Below are 17,765 nucleotides of genomic sequence, written 5' to 3' on the forward strand. Positions count from 1 at the left end.
TGCGACAGATGCTGGATGCGACCTCAACAATTGTCATCATCCGCGAAAGCGGATGATCCAGTATTCCAGAGGCATTTGTCATGAAGCCAGGACGCTTCGGCCTGCTGGATTACCCGCCTGCGCGGGTATGACGCCGAGAGTGACGCGCGGTCGTGCAGTCCCTCACGCACCTCCCTCACATTACCCCGGCTTCGTCCTCTTCCGCCGTCTCGATCAGCTCCTTCGTCACCTTCATCTGCGTGCGCGGGACCAGGAAGATCATGCTGCAGGCGCAGGCGAGGGACAGGGTGAGCATCGCTGATGTCAGCGGCAGCGTGCTGCTGAAATGGCCGCCGAGCCAGGCGCCGAGTTGCGACGTCAGCGCGCCCACGCCCATCTGCAGGAAGCCCATCGCGCCGGAGGCGGTGCCCGCCGCGCCCGGCCGGACGCTGATGGCGCCGGCGGCGGAGTTCGCCATCACGGCGGCATTGGCGAACATCAGCAGCATCTGCGTGCCGAACAGCACCGAAGGCACCTGGTTGAAGCCGAACAGGCTCCACGTGAAGTTCAGCGCGGCGCTGGTGAGCTGCAGCCCCAGTCCGAACCAGATCAGCCGATCGAGCGAATGGCGCGGCGCGTAGCGCACGCAGAACAGGTTGCCGACGAAATAGGCGAAGCCGGTGGTCGCAAACCACGCGCCATACTCCGCCGAGGAGCGGCCCATCTGCACCTCGACGATATACGGCCCGCCGCCGGCGAAGGCGAAGATGATCTGCGAGGCCAGCACCTGGCACAGCATGTAGCCGAGGAAGGCGCGGCTCTTCACCAGCATGGCGACGTCGCGGCGGAAGCTCGCGTCTTCGACGCGGGCAGGGCGGGTCTCCGGCAGCGCCATGGTCACGGCGATCGCGATCACGATCGACAGCGTGGCGACGATGTAGAAGATGGCGTGCCAGCCGAACGCGATCTCGATCAGGCCGCCGGTCAGCGGCGACAGCATCTGCGCGATCATCATGACCGCGACGACGAGGCTGATCATCGCGCCGATGCGCTCGCGCGGATAGAGATCGCGGATGATGGCGCGGCTGATCACCATGCCGCTGGCGCTGCCGAGCGCCTGGAAGAAGCGCGCCGCGATGAGCTGGGGCAGGGTGTCGGCGAAGATGCAGCTCACGCTCGCGACGATCGACAGCGCGAGCCCTGCGAGCATCACGGGGCGGCGGCCGAAGCGGTCCGACAGCGGCCCGAGCAGCAGCTGCGAGATCGCGATGCCGGCCATGTAGAACGACACCGTCATCTGCACCACGGAGGCGTCGCGCCCGAACGTGGTCGCGAGCATCGGCAGGGCTGGCACCAGCAGGTATAGCGAGATCGGCGCCAGGCCGGTCATCACGACCAGCAGGACCAGCAGCGTGCGCGAGGGAGCGGCGCGCGGTGGCGCCGCCCCAGGCGGTCTGCTGATCATTCCATGCATGATGCCGCTCAAATCGGGTGAACGCCCCGACTGTAGCGGCCTTCCGCTTCGCGGAAATGCCTGTTTCGGCATGCGCCCATGCGGGCAGCGGGACAGTTCGTAGCTGGACAGTCCGGATGACTACAGTGGCGCAGTCGCCTGATCGAGCCAGCGCTGGTCGCTGTCGTCGAGCGCTGCACGGACGGTTTCCCTGACCCGGGCATGATAGGCGTCGAGCCATGCCCGTTCCTCGGCGGTCAGCATGACGACATCGATCAGGCGGCGGTCGATCGGCGCCAGGGTCAGCGCCTCGAAGCCGTTCATCGGCTTCTCCGCGCCCGCGACGTCCTTCGCCACAACGAGCTCGAGGTTCTCGATGCGGATGCCGAAGGCGTCGGTCTTGTAGTAGCCGGGCTCGTTGGACAAGATCATGCCGCGCTTCAGTGGCGTCGTGCCGAGCTTCGAGATGCGCGCGGGCCCCTCGTGTACGGACAGATAGCTGCCGACGCCGTGGCCGGTGCCGTGCTCGAAATCGATGCCCGCCTGCCACAGGAACTGCCGCGCCAGGGTGTCGAGCTGCGCACCGGTGGTGCCGTCGGGGAAGATCGCGCGTGCGATTGCGAGGTGGCCGCGCAGCACGCGGGTGAAGCGGTCGCGCATCTCCTCGGTCGGCGCGCCCACGGCGATCGTGCGGGTGACGTCAGTGGTGCCGTCCTGATATTGCGCGCCGGAATCGATCAGCAGCAGATTACCCGGCATGATGCGGCGGTTGCTCTTGCGGGTGACGCGATAATGCACGATGGCGCCGTTGGGACCGGTGCCCGAGATGGTCGGGAACGAGACGTCCCTGAGTGCGCCGGTGTCGCGGCGAAAGCTCTCCAGCGCCTCGACCGCATCGATCTCGGTCAACGTGCCCTTCGGCGCCTCGCGATCGATGAAGGCGAGAAAGCGCGCCAGCGCCACCGCATCGCGCTGATGGGCGCGCCGCGTACCCTCGATCTCCACCGCGTTCTTGGCGGCCTTGAGCAGGCTGACCGGATCGGCGCCGCGCACCGCCTTGCCGCCGGCGCCCTGGATCAGCCGCGTCAGGGCATCGGCGGCCGTGGCGCTGTCGAGCGCGACGGCTGCGCCGGATTGTGCGAGCTCGCTCAGGCGCAGCGTCAGCGTGTCCGGCTCCGCCACATCAGCGCTCTGCTCGAGATGATCGCGCGTCAGGTTCGAGAGCTTGCGGGAATCGATGAAGATCGTCGGACGTCCGGTCTTCGGCACCAGCGCATAGGACAGCGGCAGCGGCGTGTGCGAGACGTCGGCGCCGCGGATGTTGAAGGTCCAGGCGACGTTGTGGGAATCGGACAGCACCAGCGCCTCGACCCCGAGGCGCTCGATCTCCTGGCGGATCCGGCCGAGCTTGTCCGCCTCGCTCTCGCCGGACAATTCCGCGCCGTGGATGGAGACGGCGCCGAGCGGCGGCAGCGGCCGTTCGGTCCAGATGCTGTCGACCGGGTTGCGCTCGACCGGCACCAGCTCCGCGCCCGCCTTGGCGCAAGCGGCGGCCAGACGTTCGGCCGCGGCCGTCGTATGCAGCCACGGATCGAAGCCGACGCGGTCACCGCTCTGCAGGTGTCGGGTCAGCCAACTCTCGGGCGGCGGCTCGATCAGCGATTCCACCATCCAGGCCTTGCCGTCGACCTGCTTGCCGGCCTGCAGCGTATAGCGGCCGTCGACGAAGAGCGCGGCTGCCTGCGGCAGCACGATCGCGAGGCCGGCCGAGCCGGTGAAGCCGGTCAGCCACGCCAGCCTTTCCTCCGATGGCGGCACATATTCGTTCTGCTGCTGGTCGGCGCGCGGCACGATGAATCCGGTGAGCTTGCGCCTGGCGAGCTCTTCGCGGAGCGCGGCCAGCCGCGCGGTCAGCGCCACGCCGGTTTCGGGTTCTTCGAACGTCTGGAACAGAGCTTCGAACATCGGTCTCATACTTTAGAAGTGGATCCTGCCGCAGAAGTGGATCTTGCCGCGTCGGCGACGAATACTCCTTCAGCAGACAGTGCAGTGCACGAAGAATCTCCTTGCATTCGCCTGTGCAAAAAGATTTGCTGTCGCATGCCAGTCATCCCAAAGAGGTGCGGCGAGGAAACGTATGGACGTGACGACCGCGATCGTAAAGATCATCCACGGTCGGTCGCATGATCCGGGGAGTGCCTCAACTCAACGGCGAGGGGATGCACGATGCCTGCTTTTACCTTCGAAAAACTATCGGCGCCCGCGCCAAGCGGACCGGCGTCCGCACCGGCCGAGAAACCGCGCAGCGCGCTGGCCGATCTCGTCAATCGTCTCGTCGCGCCGCGCGGTCGACGTGCCTCGCGTAATCAGTCCGACTCCACCTCCCAGCAGAGCCAGCCGAAGACGTAGCCGCGAGCTTGCCGCACCGGCGTGAAGGTTAGCGTGCAGGTTCGATCCACGCCGCGAGCTGATCCGCCTTACTACTGCTTCTGCAGCAACAGGCTGCTCCACCCCTCGATTCTCAAATGCCGGATCGGAACCAGGCCGCGAGCGCGATAGGCGGCGCGGACGGCGCGTGCCTGCGGGGTCAACAGGCCCGACAGGATCACGAAGGCTCCAGGCGCGAGGTGGCGCAGCATCGGCGCGGCCAGCTGGCGCAGCGGGTTGGCCAGGATATTCGCCAGCACCAGGTCGAACGGGCCGCACCAGGCAAAGTCCGGGGCGGCGAAGCCGGTGGCGCGGATGACCCGGACCAGGGGGCCTGCGCCGTTGAGCCGGGCGTTCTCCCGCGCCACCATGACCGAGGGCGCATCGATGTCGCTCGCCAGCACGGACCGGTGCGTCGCCTTGGCGGCGGCGATGGCGAGCACGCCGGTTCCGGTGCCGAGGTCGAGCACCCGTCGCGGCGCGCGCGTCTTGAGCACGTGATCGAGCAGCAGCAGGCAGCCGCGGGTGGTGCCGTGATGGCCGGTGCCGAAGGCGAGCGCCGCCTCGATCTCGATCCCGAGCTTGTTGCCGGGCACCCGCTGCCGATCATGGCTGCCATGGACCATGAAGCGGCCGGCCGGCACCGGAACGAGGTCGTCCAGGCTGGCCTTGACCCAGTCCTTGGCCTCGACGACCTCGAACGCCAGGGTCTGGGCCACGTCGGAGCCTGCCGCCCCGCCGACCAACTCGCGCACCAGCGCCTGGTCGGGCGGGTCGGCAAAATGAACCGTGACGTCCCAGCGCCCGTCCGGACGCTCGAACGCCGCCACCGCCGCGTCGCCCTCGAAGAACACCTCGGTCAGGACGTCGACCGCCGGGCGGGCGGTCGCTTCATCGGCAACCGTGAAGCTGGCCTTGTGGGTGGCGGGCGTGGTCGTTGAGGTCATCAAGGTGGATCCTGGCGAGATTTGACGGCGTGGTTAAGGGAATTGCCTGCCAACGCAAGCGATAGGGCCGCAATGCGGCCGGATCTGTGCATCCGGCGGTTGTATAATGCCTTTCCTGATCCGAATAAAAGTTGAGGTTCAATTGCAGCGAAGAATCTCTGCAACTTGAACTGGGGGCATTATCCCGACTTTAGGGTCCTGGCCCCTAATTTTCCCGTCATGGGAACCGGATGATCCTCGGTTCCTGGGTTGGGAAACGAGGTTCAGATGAAGTCCATTCTGTCGAAGTTCTTGCGTGATGAATCCGGCGCCACCGCCATCGAATACGGCCTGATTGCAGCGGGCATCTCGCTGGCGATCATTGCCGCCGTCAACGGCCTGGGCAGCTCGCTCAGCAGCAAGTTCGAATCGATCAACACGTCGCTGAAGTAATCCGACCGCCGCGGCGTCCTCGAAGAACCGGGCCTCAGCGCCCGGTTTTTCTGCTCTTGAGAGGGCGTATCGAACGCCGGGTCCACAGCATATCCACACGGCCGTGCACTGCTTCTTTGGCGGTTGATCCACCGCTTGTCCACAGGGGTGTGCCGCGCCTTTCCACCCCTTATCCTCAGCCGAACAACGCGCGATGGTCCGCCAGGATCGCCTGGGCCGCATTGTGGCCGGGGGCGCCGGTGACGCCGCCACCGGGGTGGCTGCCCGAGCCGCAATGGTAGAGCCCCTTCAGCGGCGAGCGATAGTCGGCGTGACCGAGCATGGGGCGGGCCGAGAACAACTGGTTCAAGGTCAGCGCGCCGTGGAAGATGTCGCCACCGATCAGCCCGAACTGGCGTTCGAGGTCGAGCGGTGACAGCACCTGCCGGCCGAGCACGCTGGCCGCAAAGCCCGGCGCATAGCGGTCGACGGTCGCGATCATCAGGTCGGCGACCTCGTCGCGATGATTGTCCCAGGAGCGGCCGTCCGGCAGCTCGGGCGCGACATGCTGGCAGAACAGGCTGGCGACGTGCCGGCCCGCGGGCGCCAGCGTCGGGTCGAGCGTGGAGGGGATCAGCAGTTCGACCACGGGATCGCGGCTCCAGCCATGCGCCCGCGCGTCGAGATAGGCCTGGTCCATGTAGCCGAGGCTCGAGCCAAGGATGATTCCCGCGGACAGATGGTCGCCTTCGCCCGGCAGCGCGCTGAACGAGGGCAGCCGGTCGAGCGCCACGTTCATGCGGAACGTGCCCGAACCGCAGCGCCAGTTCCGGATGCGGCTCAGGAACGGCTCGGGCACGGCACCGGCCGGCACCAGGCGCGTATACAGCAGCTTCGGGTTCACGTTGGCGACGACATGGCGGGCGCGGATGGTGCGGCCATCCTCGAGCACGATGCCGACCGCGCGGTCGCGCTCGACGATCACCTCGCGCACGCCGGCCTCGACCTCGACCAGCGTTCCCAGCTCTTTCAGGCACCCGGCCATCGCCTGCGTGATCGCGCCCATCCCGCCGATCGCATGGCCCCAGACGCCCTTCTTGCCGTTCACCTCGCCGAAGGCGTGATGCAGCATCACATAGGCCGAGCCGGCAGCGTAGGGGCTGGCATAGTTGCCGACGATGGCATCGAAGCCGAACAGCGCCTTCACCAGGTCGGTCTCGAAGATCTCGTCGAGCATCTCGCCGGCCGAGCGCGTGAAAAGGTCGAGCAGGTCGCGCTGCTGCTCCAGCGACAGTGCGCGCAGGGTGTTGGCGGTGCCGAGCGCGTTGAACGCCTCGCGGATCGCCGACAGCCCGAACTGGGCGACCAGATTCGGTGGCGCCCGCAGCACGAGGCTGCGAAGCACATCCGCGATCGCCTCGAGCCGGGCCGAGAACGGGCCGATCGCGTCGGCGTCGCGCTGGCTCAGCCGCGCAACCGAAGCCAGCGTGCGACCCTCGCCCGTCAGCAGATAGCGACCGTCCGGCGAGGGCAGGAAGTTCTGCGCCCGGCGCTCGACGATCTCGAGCCCGTGCTCGAGCAGCTTCAGGTCGGAGATGACGCGCGGATTGAGCAGGCTCACCGTGTAGGACGCGACGGAGTTGCGGAAGCCCGGATGAAACTCCTCGGTCACCGCAGCGCCGCCGACCACCTTGCGACGCTCGACCACATGCACCCGCAGGCCCGCCATGGCGAGATAGGCCGCACAGGTCAGGCCGTTGTGGCCCGCGCCGATGATGATGACGTCGGTTTCATTCATGTCAGCTTCAAGAAGCCCTGTTTAATGGCCCGCACCGGGAACCTCGGCTGGTGCTGTCGCGCCGGAAGGCTGCGACGTCAAGGAAAACTCCATTTTGCCTCAGCTGCTCGCCATACCGCCCTGCGATCCGCTATGTCTCGTCTGCTCATCGCGGTCCGGCCTCGGCATCTGATGCCGGCCGCGCTGCTGCCGGAGTTGTCATGACCTCAATCGCCTCGCCCGCCGCCGTCGCTCAGCCCTCCGCCGCACGCAACCGGCTGGTGCTCGTCGTCTATACCGCCGCCATTTTCGTCAGCGCGCTGCTGTTGTTCTCGGTGCAGCCGCTGTTCACCAAGATGGTGCTGCCGCGGCTCGGCGGCTCGCCGGCGGTGTGGTCGGTGGCGATGGTGTTCTTCCAGACCCTGCTGCTGGCGGGCTACGCCTATGCGCATTTTCTCACCCAGCTGCGCAGCCGGGTGCTGCCGATCGCGATTCATCTGCTGCTGCTCGGTTTCGCAATCCTGGGCTTGCCGCTGTCGATCGCGAGTAGCTGGGGCGATCCGCCGACCTCGGGCTACGGGCTGTGGCTGCTCGGCCTGTTCACCGTGTCGATCGGCCTGCCGTTTTTCGCGCTCGCCGCCAACAATCCGCTGCTGCAGGCGTGGTTCGTGCGCACGGGTCATCCGGCCGCGCCCGACCCGTATTTCCTCTATGCGTCGTCGAACATCGGCAGCTTTCTGGCGCTGCTGTCCTATCCTCTGCTGATCGAGCCGATCTTCAGCCTGCGCATGCAGAACCTGATCTGGACCGGTGGCTATGGCCTCCTGATCGCGCTGATCGCCGGCTGCGGCGTCCTGCTGTTGCGGTCGCCCGTGATCGTGACGAGCCTGCTGCACACCGGCGACAGCCATGCGCCGGCGCCACGCTGGCTGCTGCGCCTGCGCTGGATCTTCCTGGCCGCAGTGCCCTCCGGCCTGCTGATCGCGGTGACCGCGCACATCTCCACCGACGTCGCGGCCGCCCCCTTGCTATGGGTGCTGCCGCTGTCGCTCTATTTGCTGACCTGGGTGCTGGTGTTCCAGTCGCGGCCGCTGCTGCCGCACAAATGGATGCTGGCGCTGCAGCCGCTGGCGATCGCCGGCGTCGTCGTGCTGCTCGCCTTCGGCGGCGAGCAGAATCTCGCGCTCACGCTCGGCGGTCACCAGCTCTGCTTCTTCATCATCGCCATGGCCTGCCATGGTGAGCTCGCGCGCACGCGCCCGCCGGCCAAATATCTCACCGGCTTCTATGTCGCGCTGTCGTTCGGTGGCATGGTCGGCGGCCTGTTCGCCGGCTTGATCGCCCCCTTCACCTTCTCATGGGTTGCCGAATATCCGATCCTGCTGGCGCTGGCGGCGCTGTGCCGGCCCGCGGCCAACGAGCGCTTGCCCGGGATCACGCGCTGGTACTGGCTCCCGCTCGCGGTCATCGCCGTCGCGCTGCTGGTGCCCGCCGGCATGACCGGCAAGGTCACGACCTATCTCGAGGACCACCGCGTCTATGTCGCGGGCGCCGTAGGCGTGCTCGCAGCGCTGCTCGCTCTGCTGCTGAACGGTGGCCGCTGGAAGGTGTTCGCGACGGCCGCGCTCGCGCTCGTCCTGATCCGCGCCTATCCGGCCGATGACGGCCGCGTCGAGACGGTGCGCAGCTTCTTCGGCGTGCACAAGATCGTGGTGACATCGGACGGGCACTACCACGTGCTGATGCACGGCACGACCATTCACGGCGCGCAGAAATATCTCAACGCCGATGGCTCCAAGGTGACGGGGCGGCCCGAGCCGATCACCTACTATCACAAGGACGGCGGCATCGGCCGCGCCATCACCGCGATCCGGGAGCGCAAGGGCGCGCCGCTCAAGGTCGCCGTCATCGGCGTCGGCGCCGGCACGCTCACATGCGCAGCCGAGCCTGGCGAGAGCTGGAAATTCTTCGAGATCGATCAGACCATGGTCGACACCGCCAGCGACACGAAATATTTCAGCTACATCAGGAACTGCGCGCCGGACATCAAGCCCGTCATCGGCGATGCCCGGCTGACCTTTGCCAAGGAGCCGGACGGCGCCTACGATCTGATCATCGTCGACGCCTATTCCTCGGATGCGATTCCGATCCATCTGGCGACGGAGGAGGCGATGGCGATCTACAAGGCGAAGCTGGCGCCGCAGGGCGCCGTCGTGATGCACGTCTCCAATCGGCATCTGGAGCTGGAGAGCGTCGTTGTCGGCATCGCCGACGCCAACGACCTGAAGAGCTGGGTCTACAACGAGGACTCCGGCCGCGACGACGAGTACATCTTCTCCACCGACGTCGTCATCAGCGCGCGCGAGGACGCCGACGTCGGCAAGCTGGCCTCCTCGGACAAGTGGACCGAAACTGAGCCGACCGACGGCGAACGGGTCTGGACCGACGATTATTCGAACATTCTCGGCGCGGTGTATCGGCGGCTTCGCGACGGCGAGTAACAGGGCGCTGCCGCCGTTCGACGTTGCCGGGCCCGGATCGCCGTGATGATGGCGTCTGCGCCCAAAGAGGTGCGCGCCTCGTCAGCGGCGGGCCTCGGTTGCATTGCCGCATCGATTTCTCGAGCGTCTGATCGCCGACTTTGCTGTACCGCATCGCAAAATGCAGTGGTTTCGCGCTTTCTGCGCGGGCCTCTGTTGCGTGCCCGTCATGACCATGCTACCTTGAGGTGCGCCCCTCATTTGAGGTCGGTACTTTACGCGTCTTCGAATGGGTGGGTTGGGGCACGCACGCGCAGTCGAGCTGGATCGCAAACTGAGCGGTGAGGGACCGGTCTGGTCGTCTTGCCCTGAGCGAACGATCGCGCGGACGCTGTCCAGATCGAGGTGCTGTTCGTCCGGGCGGAGCCAGCGGTTCGGACGAGAGACGACTGTTCGCGACTAGATATCGTTCGACTACAAAATGCCGGCCGCATCAAAGCAGGCCGGCTTCACATGGGAGGGGTTCAATGAAGCGTCTTTGGATTGCCGGTGCGTCTGCCTTGTTGTCGATGGCGCTCGGTCTCGGCTCCGCGGGAGCCGCGGACAAGAAGGTCCTCGCCTTCGTCGTCAACGGTGCCTCCGACTTCTGGAAGATCGCCGAGGCCGGCGTGAAGAAGGCGCAGGGCGAGCTGCCCAATTACAACCTGCAGCTCAAATATCCCGAGCAGGCGGCAGCCGCCGTGCAGCAGCGGATGCTGGATGACCTCGTCGCGGCCGGGGCCGCCGGAATCATGGTGAGCGCCGTCGATCCGAAGAACCAGACTGAGCACCTGAACAAGATTGCCGCACAAACGGTGCTCTTCACCACCGACAGCGACGCCCCGCAATCCAAACGCATCGCCTATATCGGCTCCTCCAATACCGAGCTCGGCAAGGATGCCGGCAAGCTGATGCTGAAGGCGCTCCCGAACGGCGGCAAATGTGTCGGCTTCGTCGGCCTGCTCGGGGCTGACAACGCTCGCGAGCGCATCGAAGGCGTGAAGGAGACCATCAAGGGATCGAAGGTCGAACTGGTCGACGTGCGCGGCGACGAGATCGACCAGACCCGGGCCAAGCGCAATGTCGAGGACATCCTGGCAGCGATGCCGGACGTGAGCTGCCTGGTCGGCTTCTATTCCTACAACACCCCGCGCATCTATGAGGTGCTGAAGGAGGCCGGCAAGCTCGGCAAGATCAAGATCATCGGCTTCGACGAGGATCCGATCACGCTCGGCGGCGTCAAGGACGGCGCGATCGAGGGCACCGTCGTGCAGCAGCCGTTCGAGTGGGGCTATCAGGGCATGAAGCTGATGGCGAAGGTCGTTGAGGGCGACAAGTCGGGCGTGCCGGCGAACGGCATCATCATCGTGCCCGGCAAGGTGATCGAGAAGTCGAACGTCGACGACTTCATGGCGCAGATGAAGCAGATGCTGAAGAAGTAGCGCGACGGCCGGCGTGCGCGAGCCCTTCCTCGAGCTGATCGACATCGGCAAGACCTATCCTGGCGTGGTCGCGCTCGACCACGCCAGCCTGTCGGTCGCGCCCGGCGAGGTGATCGCCCTGGTCGGCGAGAACGGCGCCGGCAAGTCGACCTTGATGCGCGTGCTCGGCGGCGTCGTCGAGCCGAGCAGCGGCACGATCCGGATCGATGGCGCGGCGCGGACCAGCTACACGGTGGCGGACGCGATCGCGTCCGGCATCGCCTTCGTCCACCAGGAGCTGAACCTGTTCGACAATCTCGATGTCGCAGGCAACGTCTTCATCGGCCGCGAGCCGGTCTATGGCGGTCCGCTGCGGCTGATCGACCGGGCGACGCTGCGAGCCAGGGTGCGCCCGCTGATCGCGCGCCTCGGGGCCGATTTCGAGCCGGAGACGCCGCTTGCCGAGCTGTCTTTGGCGCAGCGCCAGCTGGTCGAGATCATGAAGGCTTTGTCGCTCGATGCGCGCTGCGTGATCATGGACGAGCCGACCTCCAGCCTGACGCTGTCGGAAACCGAGCGGCTGATGCAGGTCATCGCCGGCCTGAAGGCGGGCGGGGTCAGCGTCATCTTCATCACGCATCGCTTGAACGAAGTCATGCAATGCGCCGATCGCGCGATCGTGCTGCGCGACGGCCGTATGGTTGGCGCGCTCACGCGGGACGAGCTCAGTCCTGCCGCGATGATCCGGCTGATGATCGGCCGGGACCTGCGGTCGCTCTACGTGCCGCCGGCCGCGCCGCCCGGCGATGCCGTGCTCGACGTGGTGGAGGCCGTGACCGCGACCTATCCCAACCAGGCCGTCAGCCTGCAGCTCCGGCGCGGCGAGATCCTCGGGCTTGCAGGTCTCGTCGGCTCCGGCCGCACCGAGCTCGCGCGCGGCATCTTCGGTGTCGAGCCGCTGCTGGCCGGGGGCATCAGCCTGGAGGGCGAGCCGATCCGCATCTCGACGCCGCGCGCGGCGATCGATCGCGGCATCTATCTCATCCCGGAAGACCGCAAGGCCTGCGGCCTGCTGCTCGACCTGTCGATCGCCGAGAACATCTCGCTGCCGGATCTCGCCTCCTATCTCAGCTTTGGACTTGTCGACATCAGGCGTGAGACCGAGAATGCCGACCGGCAGCGCGAACGGCTCAAGATCCGGGCGTCCGACGTCAAGGTCTCGGTCGGCACCTTGTCCGGCGGCAACCAGCAGAAGGTCGTGCTCGCCAAATGGCTGTCGATGCGGCCAAAGGTCTTGATCTTCGACGAGCCGACCCGGGGCATCGATGTCGGCGCCAAGCAGGAGATCTACGACATGCTGCGGCGGCTGGCGGATTCCGGCGTCGCGATCCTGATGATCTCGAGCGACATGGAGGAGGTGATCGGGGTGAGCGACCGGATCGCCGTGATGCATGAAGGCATGATTTCGGGCTTCCTGGCCCGCAACGAGTTCAGCGAGCACAACGTGCTTCAGCTCGCCGTCGGCCATACCGTCTGAGCGAGGGCGCCCGTGCAGAAAAAAGATCTCAGCCTGCTGATCCTGATCCTGGTGGTCGGCGCCGTCGTCGCCTTCATCAACCCGCGCTTCCTGCTGGTCGGCAACCTCTCCAATACCGCCAACCAGGTCGGCATGTTCGGAATCTTCTCGATCGCCGAGGCCTTCGTCATCATCGTTGGCGGCATCGAGCTCGCCGTGGGCTCGGTGATCGCGTTGCTCGGCGTGCTGTTCATCGACCTCATCGTCAACCGGGACGTCGACTGGGTCGCCGCCTTGTTCCTCATCCTCGCCGGCGGCGTCGCCATCGGCATGGTCCACGGCACGCTGGTGACCAAGATGCGCATCCAGCCCTTCGTGGTGACCCTGTGCGGACTTTTGATCTATCGCGGCGCGGCCCGTTATTACACCGAGGATGCCACGGCCGGCTTCGGCTACGGCGCGAGCTTCCCGGCGCTGGAATGGCTGGCCGCCGGCCGCACCGATGTCCTCGGCTTTCCACTGCCGCATAGCGTCGTGGCGCTCGCCATCGTGGCCGGCATCGCCTGGCTGGTGCTGCACCGCTCGGTGTACGGCCGCTATTTCTACGCGGTCGGCAAGAACGAGGAGGCGGCGCGCTACTCCGGCATCCGGTCCGATCGGGTGACGATCGCGGCCTATGTGATCTGCGGCGCCCTGACGGCGCTCGCCGCGGTCCTGCTGGCGATGTACACCCGCTCGATCTCGCCGGCGGTACACGGCTCGTTCTACGAGCTCTATGCGATCGCCGCAGCGGTGCTCGGGGGCTGTTCGCTGCGCGGCGGCGAGGGCTCGGTCATCGGCGTCGTGCTCGGCACAATCCTGCTGCAGATGCTGCAGAACCTGGTCAATCTGCTGGGCATCCCGAGCTCGCTCAATTTCGCCGTGATGGGCACGGTGATCCTGATCGGCGTGCTGGCCGATCAGTATTTCGTGCAGCGGCGCGCGCGCATGCCGACGGCCCGCGGGCAGGCCAGCGCCGATCGTGCGTCCGCCTCGCTCGAGCGGGTCAACGCCGAGTGAGGAGGCGCCGATGCGCTGCGTAACAGCGCCCGGCCGCGAGGATCAATGCGCGATCAGTCCTGATAGGTGTAGTAGCCGCGCGGCTGATAATAAGAGCGCGGCTGGTAATAGCGCGGCTGCGCGTAGCTCGGATTGCCGTTTTGGTAATCGTACTGCTGCTGCTGCGGATAGGCCTGGGCGTCATAGACGCGCCGGGCCGTGCCGCGCGGCGCCGGATAACGCACGCCGTTGTCGCTGCCGTCGGCGGGATAGATGTAGCCGTCATCGGGCCGCTGCTGCGGAACGACCTGGCGTCCGGGCAGCATCTGTGGCTGCGGCGTCAGCACGACCGGCTCGCCGCTGTCGTCATACTGCTGCGGCACGTCGCGGCGGGCAACAGCGGTGCCGCGGCGTGGATTGCGCGCCAGCGCCACCTCGGCCGAGCCGGTCAGGGTCACCGTGGTGTTGAGCACGCCGTCCTTTTGCACCAGGTCGTAGAGCGTCGTGGCGTTGGCCTTGGACAGCCGGACGCAGCCGTGGGACGCCGGGGTCCCGAGGCGGCTTTCCGAATCCGTGCCGTGAATCGCGTGACCGACCTTCGTGAAGAAGATCGAATGCGGCATCGGTGCGTCGTCGAATTCCTTGGAAAAATGATCGGCCTCCATGCGGAAGGCGCGGAACGAGCCATTCGGCGTTTCCCGTGAGGGAATGCCGGTCGAGACTGGCCATCGATAGCGCTCGACGCCATCGACGGCGACCGTCATGATCTGGCTGTTCTTGTCGACCGTGATGTCGATCTTGGCCAGAGCCGGCGTGGCCGACAGAAAGGCGAAGCCGGCAACTGCAAAAAGGATGGTACGCATCTAACCTCTGGCCTCCAGGGCCCTCGACTGTGGAGAGACCTCAAAACGGGACTTTAACGCCCAGGTCATCGCCTCGGCCTGCACTATGTCGGAATTGCCGGCTTTGTTCCAGCCGAGGGCAGCCTCAACCTTAATGTCGGGCAGGACCAGGACAAAGGCTCCCCGCGTTCATCGACGCTGACATTTTCGCGACCGCGGATGGTCTTTCATTCCGGCGTTTTGGGACCTCTCTAATCGGTGCAATTCGTCACGACCGCGCAACTTTTTGGCCGCATCCGCGTTTCAAGGATTCCCCCATGCGGTTCCCAGGACTCAAAATGTTGACGATGAAGGCCAAGACGGCGGTGCTCGATGATCGCGCGCCGCAGAAGCTGACCTACCTGCTGGCTGCGCTCGCGCTGGTCGTCCTGGCGCTGGCCTGGCTGGCGCTGCCGCAATTCGCCCATGCCCAGGGCATCATCCGTGGCGCCCATGAAGGGGCCCACGAAGGCAACCGCATCGGCGGTCCGGTGGGCGGCGTCGTCGGCGGCGCGGTCGGTGCCGGCGTCGGCGGAGCCGTGGGCGCCGTCGAAGGCGTGCTCGGCATTCCGCACCGCTCCTATTACCACCGGCACTATCACTGCCGGGGATACCGCGACGGCTACGGCCGCTTCCACTGCTACCGCTGAGTTGAGGCGCCGGCTCAATGCTTGAGCCGGTAGCCCGTCTTGAAGATCCACCAGATGATCGTCATGCAGATCGCCAGGAACAGCAGCGTCACGCCGACGCTGATTTCCACCCTGACGTCGGCGATCTCGTAGAAGCTCCAGCGAAAGCCCGAGATCAGGTAGACCACCGGGTTGAGCAGCGCGATCGAATGCCAGGTCGGCGGCAGCATGTTGACCGAGTAGAAGCTGCCGCCGAGGAACGTGAGCGGCGTCACTACCAGCATCGGGACCATCTGCAGCTTCTCGAAGCCGTCGGCCCAGATGCCGATGATGAAGCCGAACAGGCTGAAGGTCACGGCCGTCAGCACCAGGAACGACAGCATCCACACCGGATGCTGGATGTGCAGCGGCACGAACAGCCCGGCGGTCGCGAGGATGATCAGCCCGAGAATGATGGATTTCGTCGCGGCCGCGCCGACATAGCCGAGCACGATCTCGAAATGCGAGATCGGCGCCGAGAGGATCTCGTAGATCGTGCCGATGAATTTCGGGAAGTAGATCCCGAACGAGGCGTTGGAGATGCTCTGGGTCAACACCGACAGCATCACGAGGCCGGGCACGATGAAGGTGCCGTAGCTGACGCCCTCGACGTGGCTGATGCGCGAGCCGATCGCGGCGCCGAACACGACGAAGTAGAGCGACGTCGACACGACGGGCGACACGATGCTCTGCAGCAGCGTGCGCCAGGTGCGCGCCATTTCGAACTTGTAGATTGCGGCGACCGCGCGAAAATTCATTGCCGCACCAGGCTCACGAAGATGTCTTCAAGGGATGATTGCTTGGTCTCGAGATCGACGAAGCGGATGCCGGCGGTCCTGAGATCGCCGAGCAGGCTGGTGATGCCGGTGCGCTCGCCCTTGGTATCGTAGTCATAGGCGAGCCGCCAGCCGTCGTCCGACAGCGCCAGATGATAGGGCGCGAGCGTCTCGGGGATGGTCTCGATCCGGTGTTGCAGATGCAGGCTCAGCCGCTTCCGGCCGAGCTTCGCCATCAGCTTGGCCTTGTCCTCGACCAGCACGATCTCGCCCTTGTTGATGACGCCGACGCGATCGGCCATCTCCTCGGCTTCCTCGATGTAGTGCGTGGTGAGAATGATGGTGACGCCGGCGGCCTTCAGCTCGCGCACGACGTCCCACATCCCCTTACGCAGCTCGACGTCGACGCCCGCGGTCGGCTCGTCCAGGAACAGCACCTGCGGCTCGTGCGAGAGCGCCTTCGCGATCATCACGCGGCGCTTCATGCCGCCGGAGAGCGTGATGATCTTGGCGTCCTTCTTGTCCCAGAGCGACAGGTCCTTGAGGATCTTCTCGATCAGGGCGGGGTTCTTCGGCTTGCCGAACAGCCCCCGGCTGAAGCTGACCGTGGCCCATACGGTCTCGAACGAATCGGTGTGCAGCTCCTGCGGCACCAGCCCGATCAGCGCCCGTGCGGCACGGTAGTCGCGGTTGATGTCGTGGCCGCCGACCGCGACCTTGCCCGCGGACGCATTGACGATGCCGCAGATGATGCTGATCAGAGTCGTCTTGCCCGCGCCGTTGGGCCCGAGCAGCGCGAAGATCTCGCCCCGCTCGATCGCGAGATCGACATTGTTGAGCGAGGTGAAGCCCGAGGAATAGGTCTTCGACAGGCCGGTAACGGAAATGACGGGAGCCATCACGGGGATTCGATGCGAGGGATTCGATAAAGAGCGGGGGAGCTGCGCGGAGGAGGGGGCGCAGGCGAAGCGCTCAGATAGGGACGGCGATGCGTTCGCGCAATCGTGCGCGCCGCCCTCGATCATGTCGCTTGTTGGGCTTTTCCGTGGCCGATATGGCTGAGTGTTGCCGCTCAGCCACGTCTGAGGAGGAACGCCGCCTTGCGATGTCCGACGATGTTGCGTCCGCGAGCATCTTGGGTACGGTCGCGCCGTCTCGACATTTCCGCCGCGGAGAAGGACCGATGACGGCACGCGCCAGCACCGTTCGACCCACCTTCAAGCGCAGCCTCTCGGCGCGCTGCTTTGGCATGGTGGCGCTGGCCGTTGCGCTGGCTCTGCCGCTCGGCACCGGATCGGTCCGGGCGGCACCGAGCCCGGCGGCCGCAAGCGCCGCCAGCACCACGCATGTCTATCTGCTGCGCGGCGTGCTCAACATCTTCTCGCTCGGGCTCGACGACATCGCCGCCAAGCTGGATTCGCAGGGCATTCCGAACACGGTCGCCAATTTCGTGTCGTGGTCGTCGCTCGCCGACGAAGCGGCTGCCGCCTATCGCGCCGGCCGGATCAAGACCATCATCCTGGTGGGCCATTCCTCCGGCGCGACCGCGCTGCCGGACATGATCAACAAGCTCGGCCAGCTCGGGGTGCCGGTGAAGCTCGCGATCGGGCTCGATTCGGTGTTCAAGACCAAGCTCGTCGGCGGCAACGCCGAGCGCTACATCAATTTCTACATCGCCAGCGGTGCCGGCGAGCCGGTCCGCCGCGACGACGGCTTCCGCGGCAAGCTCGAGAATGTCGACGTCCAGTCGGTTCCCGGTGTCGGCCACGTCACGATCGAGAAGAACCAGATCATGCAGCAGAAGGTGATCGGTGCCATCGATGGCGTGGTGTTCGGCGGCCGCGGCCGCCCGGCGGCGCCGCCGACGCGCATGGCCGCGCCGCAGCGCGCGGCCAACGTGACCGGCTACCGGTAGTCGGCGGCCGCGCCACTGGGCGCGCGCCCCAAAATGC

Annotated in this window: 14 protein-coding genes; 7 read left to right on the plus strand and 7 right to left on the minus strand. The window is 66.1% G+C overall.

Features of this window, described 5'->3' with window-relative positions:
• Positions 1 to 175 precede the first annotated feature (175 nt).
• The 3 genes from ACQR1E_RS17385 to ACQR1E_RS17395 form a co-directional block, all read right to left on the minus strand.
• The gene (locus ACQR1E_RS17385; protein WP_316174259.1) at positions 176 to 1,453 is read right to left on the minus strand and encodes a multidrug effflux MFS transporter; all 1,278 of its coding nucleotides are present in this window, start codon (positions 1,451 to 1,453) and stop codon (positions 176 to 178) included.
• Between the two features lie 120 nt (positions 1,454 to 1,573).
• Positions 1,574 to 3,397, minus strand: a complete 1,824-nt coding sequence (locus ACQR1E_RS17390) for an aminopeptidase P family protein (protein ID WP_434897343.1) — start codon at positions 3,395 to 3,397, stop codon at positions 1,574 to 1,576.
• A 515-nt stretch (positions 3,398 to 3,912) separates the two neighbouring features.
• Positions 3,913 to 4,806: a 50S ribosomal protein L11 methyltransferase gene (locus ACQR1E_RS17395; protein WP_434897344.1), complete on the minus strand. Its 894-nt coding sequence runs from the start codon at positions 4,804 to 4,806 to the stop codon at positions 3,913 to 3,915.
• Positions 4,807 to 5,073: 267 nt separating this feature from the next.
• Here ACQR1E_RS17395 and ACQR1E_RS17400 point away from each other — a divergent pair, with 267 nt between their 5' ends.
• A complete protein-coding gene (locus ACQR1E_RS17400) occupies positions 5,074 to 5,238 on the plus strand; it encodes a Flp family type IVb pilin (protein ID WP_315713419.1) in 165 nt (54 codons plus the stop codon).
• Between the two features lie 175 nt (positions 5,239 to 5,413).
• Here ACQR1E_RS17400 and ACQR1E_RS17405 read toward each other — a convergent pair whose 3' ends face one another.
• The gene (locus tag ACQR1E_RS17405) at positions 5,414 to 7,015 is read right to left on the minus strand and encodes a phytoene desaturase family protein (protein WP_316174254.1); all 1,602 of its coding nucleotides are present in this window, start codon (positions 7,013 to 7,015) and stop codon (positions 5,414 to 5,416) included.
• Between the two features lie 200 nt (positions 7,016 to 7,215).
• Between ACQR1E_RS17405 and ACQR1E_RS17410 the strand changes: the two genes are divergently transcribed.
• From ACQR1E_RS17410 to ACQR1E_RS17425, 4 genes are all read left to right on the plus strand, one after another.
• Positions 7,216 to 9,495: a fused MFS/spermidine synthase gene (locus ACQR1E_RS17410; RefSeq protein ID WP_316169805.1), complete on the plus strand. Its 2,280-nt coding sequence runs from the start codon at positions 7,216 to 7,218 to the stop codon at positions 9,493 to 9,495.
• A gap of 506 nt (positions 9,496 to 10,001) precedes the next feature.
• Positions 10,002 to 10,955, plus strand: a complete 954-nt coding sequence (locus tag ACQR1E_RS17415; protein WP_315713416.1) for a sugar-binding protein — start codon at positions 10,002 to 10,004, stop codon at positions 10,953 to 10,955.
• Positions 10,956 to 10,968: 13 nt separating this feature from the next.
• Positions 10,969 to 12,471 carry a sugar ABC transporter ATP-binding protein gene (locus ACQR1E_RS17420; protein WP_315713415.1) on the plus strand — a complete coding sequence of 501 codons (1,503 nt, stop codon included), beginning with the start codon at positions 10,969 to 10,971 and terminating at the stop codon, positions 12,469 to 12,471.
• Positions 12,472 to 12,483: 12 nt separating this feature from the next.
• Positions 12,484 to 13,509, plus strand: a complete 1,026-nt coding sequence (locus ACQR1E_RS17425; protein WP_315752444.1) for an ABC transporter permease — start codon at positions 12,484 to 12,486, stop codon at positions 13,507 to 13,509.
• A 53-nt stretch (positions 13,510 to 13,562) separates the two neighbouring features.
• Here ACQR1E_RS17425 and ACQR1E_RS17430 read toward each other — a convergent pair whose 3' ends face one another.
• On the minus strand, positions 13,563 to 14,351 hold the full coding sequence (locus ACQR1E_RS17430; protein ID WP_315752445.1) for a L,D-transpeptidase: 789 nt from the start codon (positions 14,349 to 14,351) through the stop codon (positions 13,563 to 13,565).
• A gap of 317 nt (positions 14,352 to 14,668) precedes the next feature.
• Between ACQR1E_RS17430 and ACQR1E_RS17435 the strand changes: the two genes are divergently transcribed.
• Positions 14,669 to 15,019 (plus strand): hypothetical protein, encoded by a 351-nt coding sequence (locus ACQR1E_RS17435; protein WP_315825267.1) that lies wholly within the window; start codon positions 14,669 to 14,671, stop codon positions 15,017 to 15,019.
• Positions 15,020 to 15,033: 14 nt separating this feature from the next.
• On the opposite strand, the gene ACQR1E_RS17440 is transcribed toward ACQR1E_RS17435, so the two are convergent.
• On the minus strand, positions 15,034 to 15,795 hold the full coding sequence (locus ACQR1E_RS17440) for an ABC transporter permease (RefSeq protein ID WP_315713411.1): 762 nt from the start codon (positions 15,793 to 15,795) through the stop codon (positions 15,034 to 15,036).
• Complete coding sequence (locus tag ACQR1E_RS17445; protein ID WP_315752447.1) at positions 15,792 to 16,712, minus strand: ABC transporter ATP-binding protein; 921 nt, start codon at positions 16,710 to 16,712, stop codon at positions 15,792 to 15,794. Before ACQR1E_RS17445 ends, ACQR1E_RS17440 begins: the two co-directional genes overlap by 4 nt.
• A gap of 284 nt (positions 16,713 to 16,996) precedes the next feature.
• Here ACQR1E_RS17445 and ACQR1E_RS17450 point away from each other — a divergent pair, with 284 nt between their 5' ends.
• Positions 16,997 to 17,728 carry a hypothetical protein gene (locus ACQR1E_RS17450; protein WP_409999196.1) on the plus strand — a complete coding sequence of 244 codons (732 nt, stop codon included), beginning with the start codon at positions 16,997 to 16,999 and terminating at the stop codon, positions 17,726 to 17,728.
• Positions 17,729 to 17,765 lie beyond the last annotated feature (37 nt).

The organism is Bradyrhizobium sp. HKCCYLRH1030, from assembly GCF_051168395.1.
Taxonomy (GTDB): domain Bacteria; phylum Pseudomonadota; class Alphaproteobacteria; order Rhizobiales; family Xanthobacteraceae; genus Bradyrhizobium.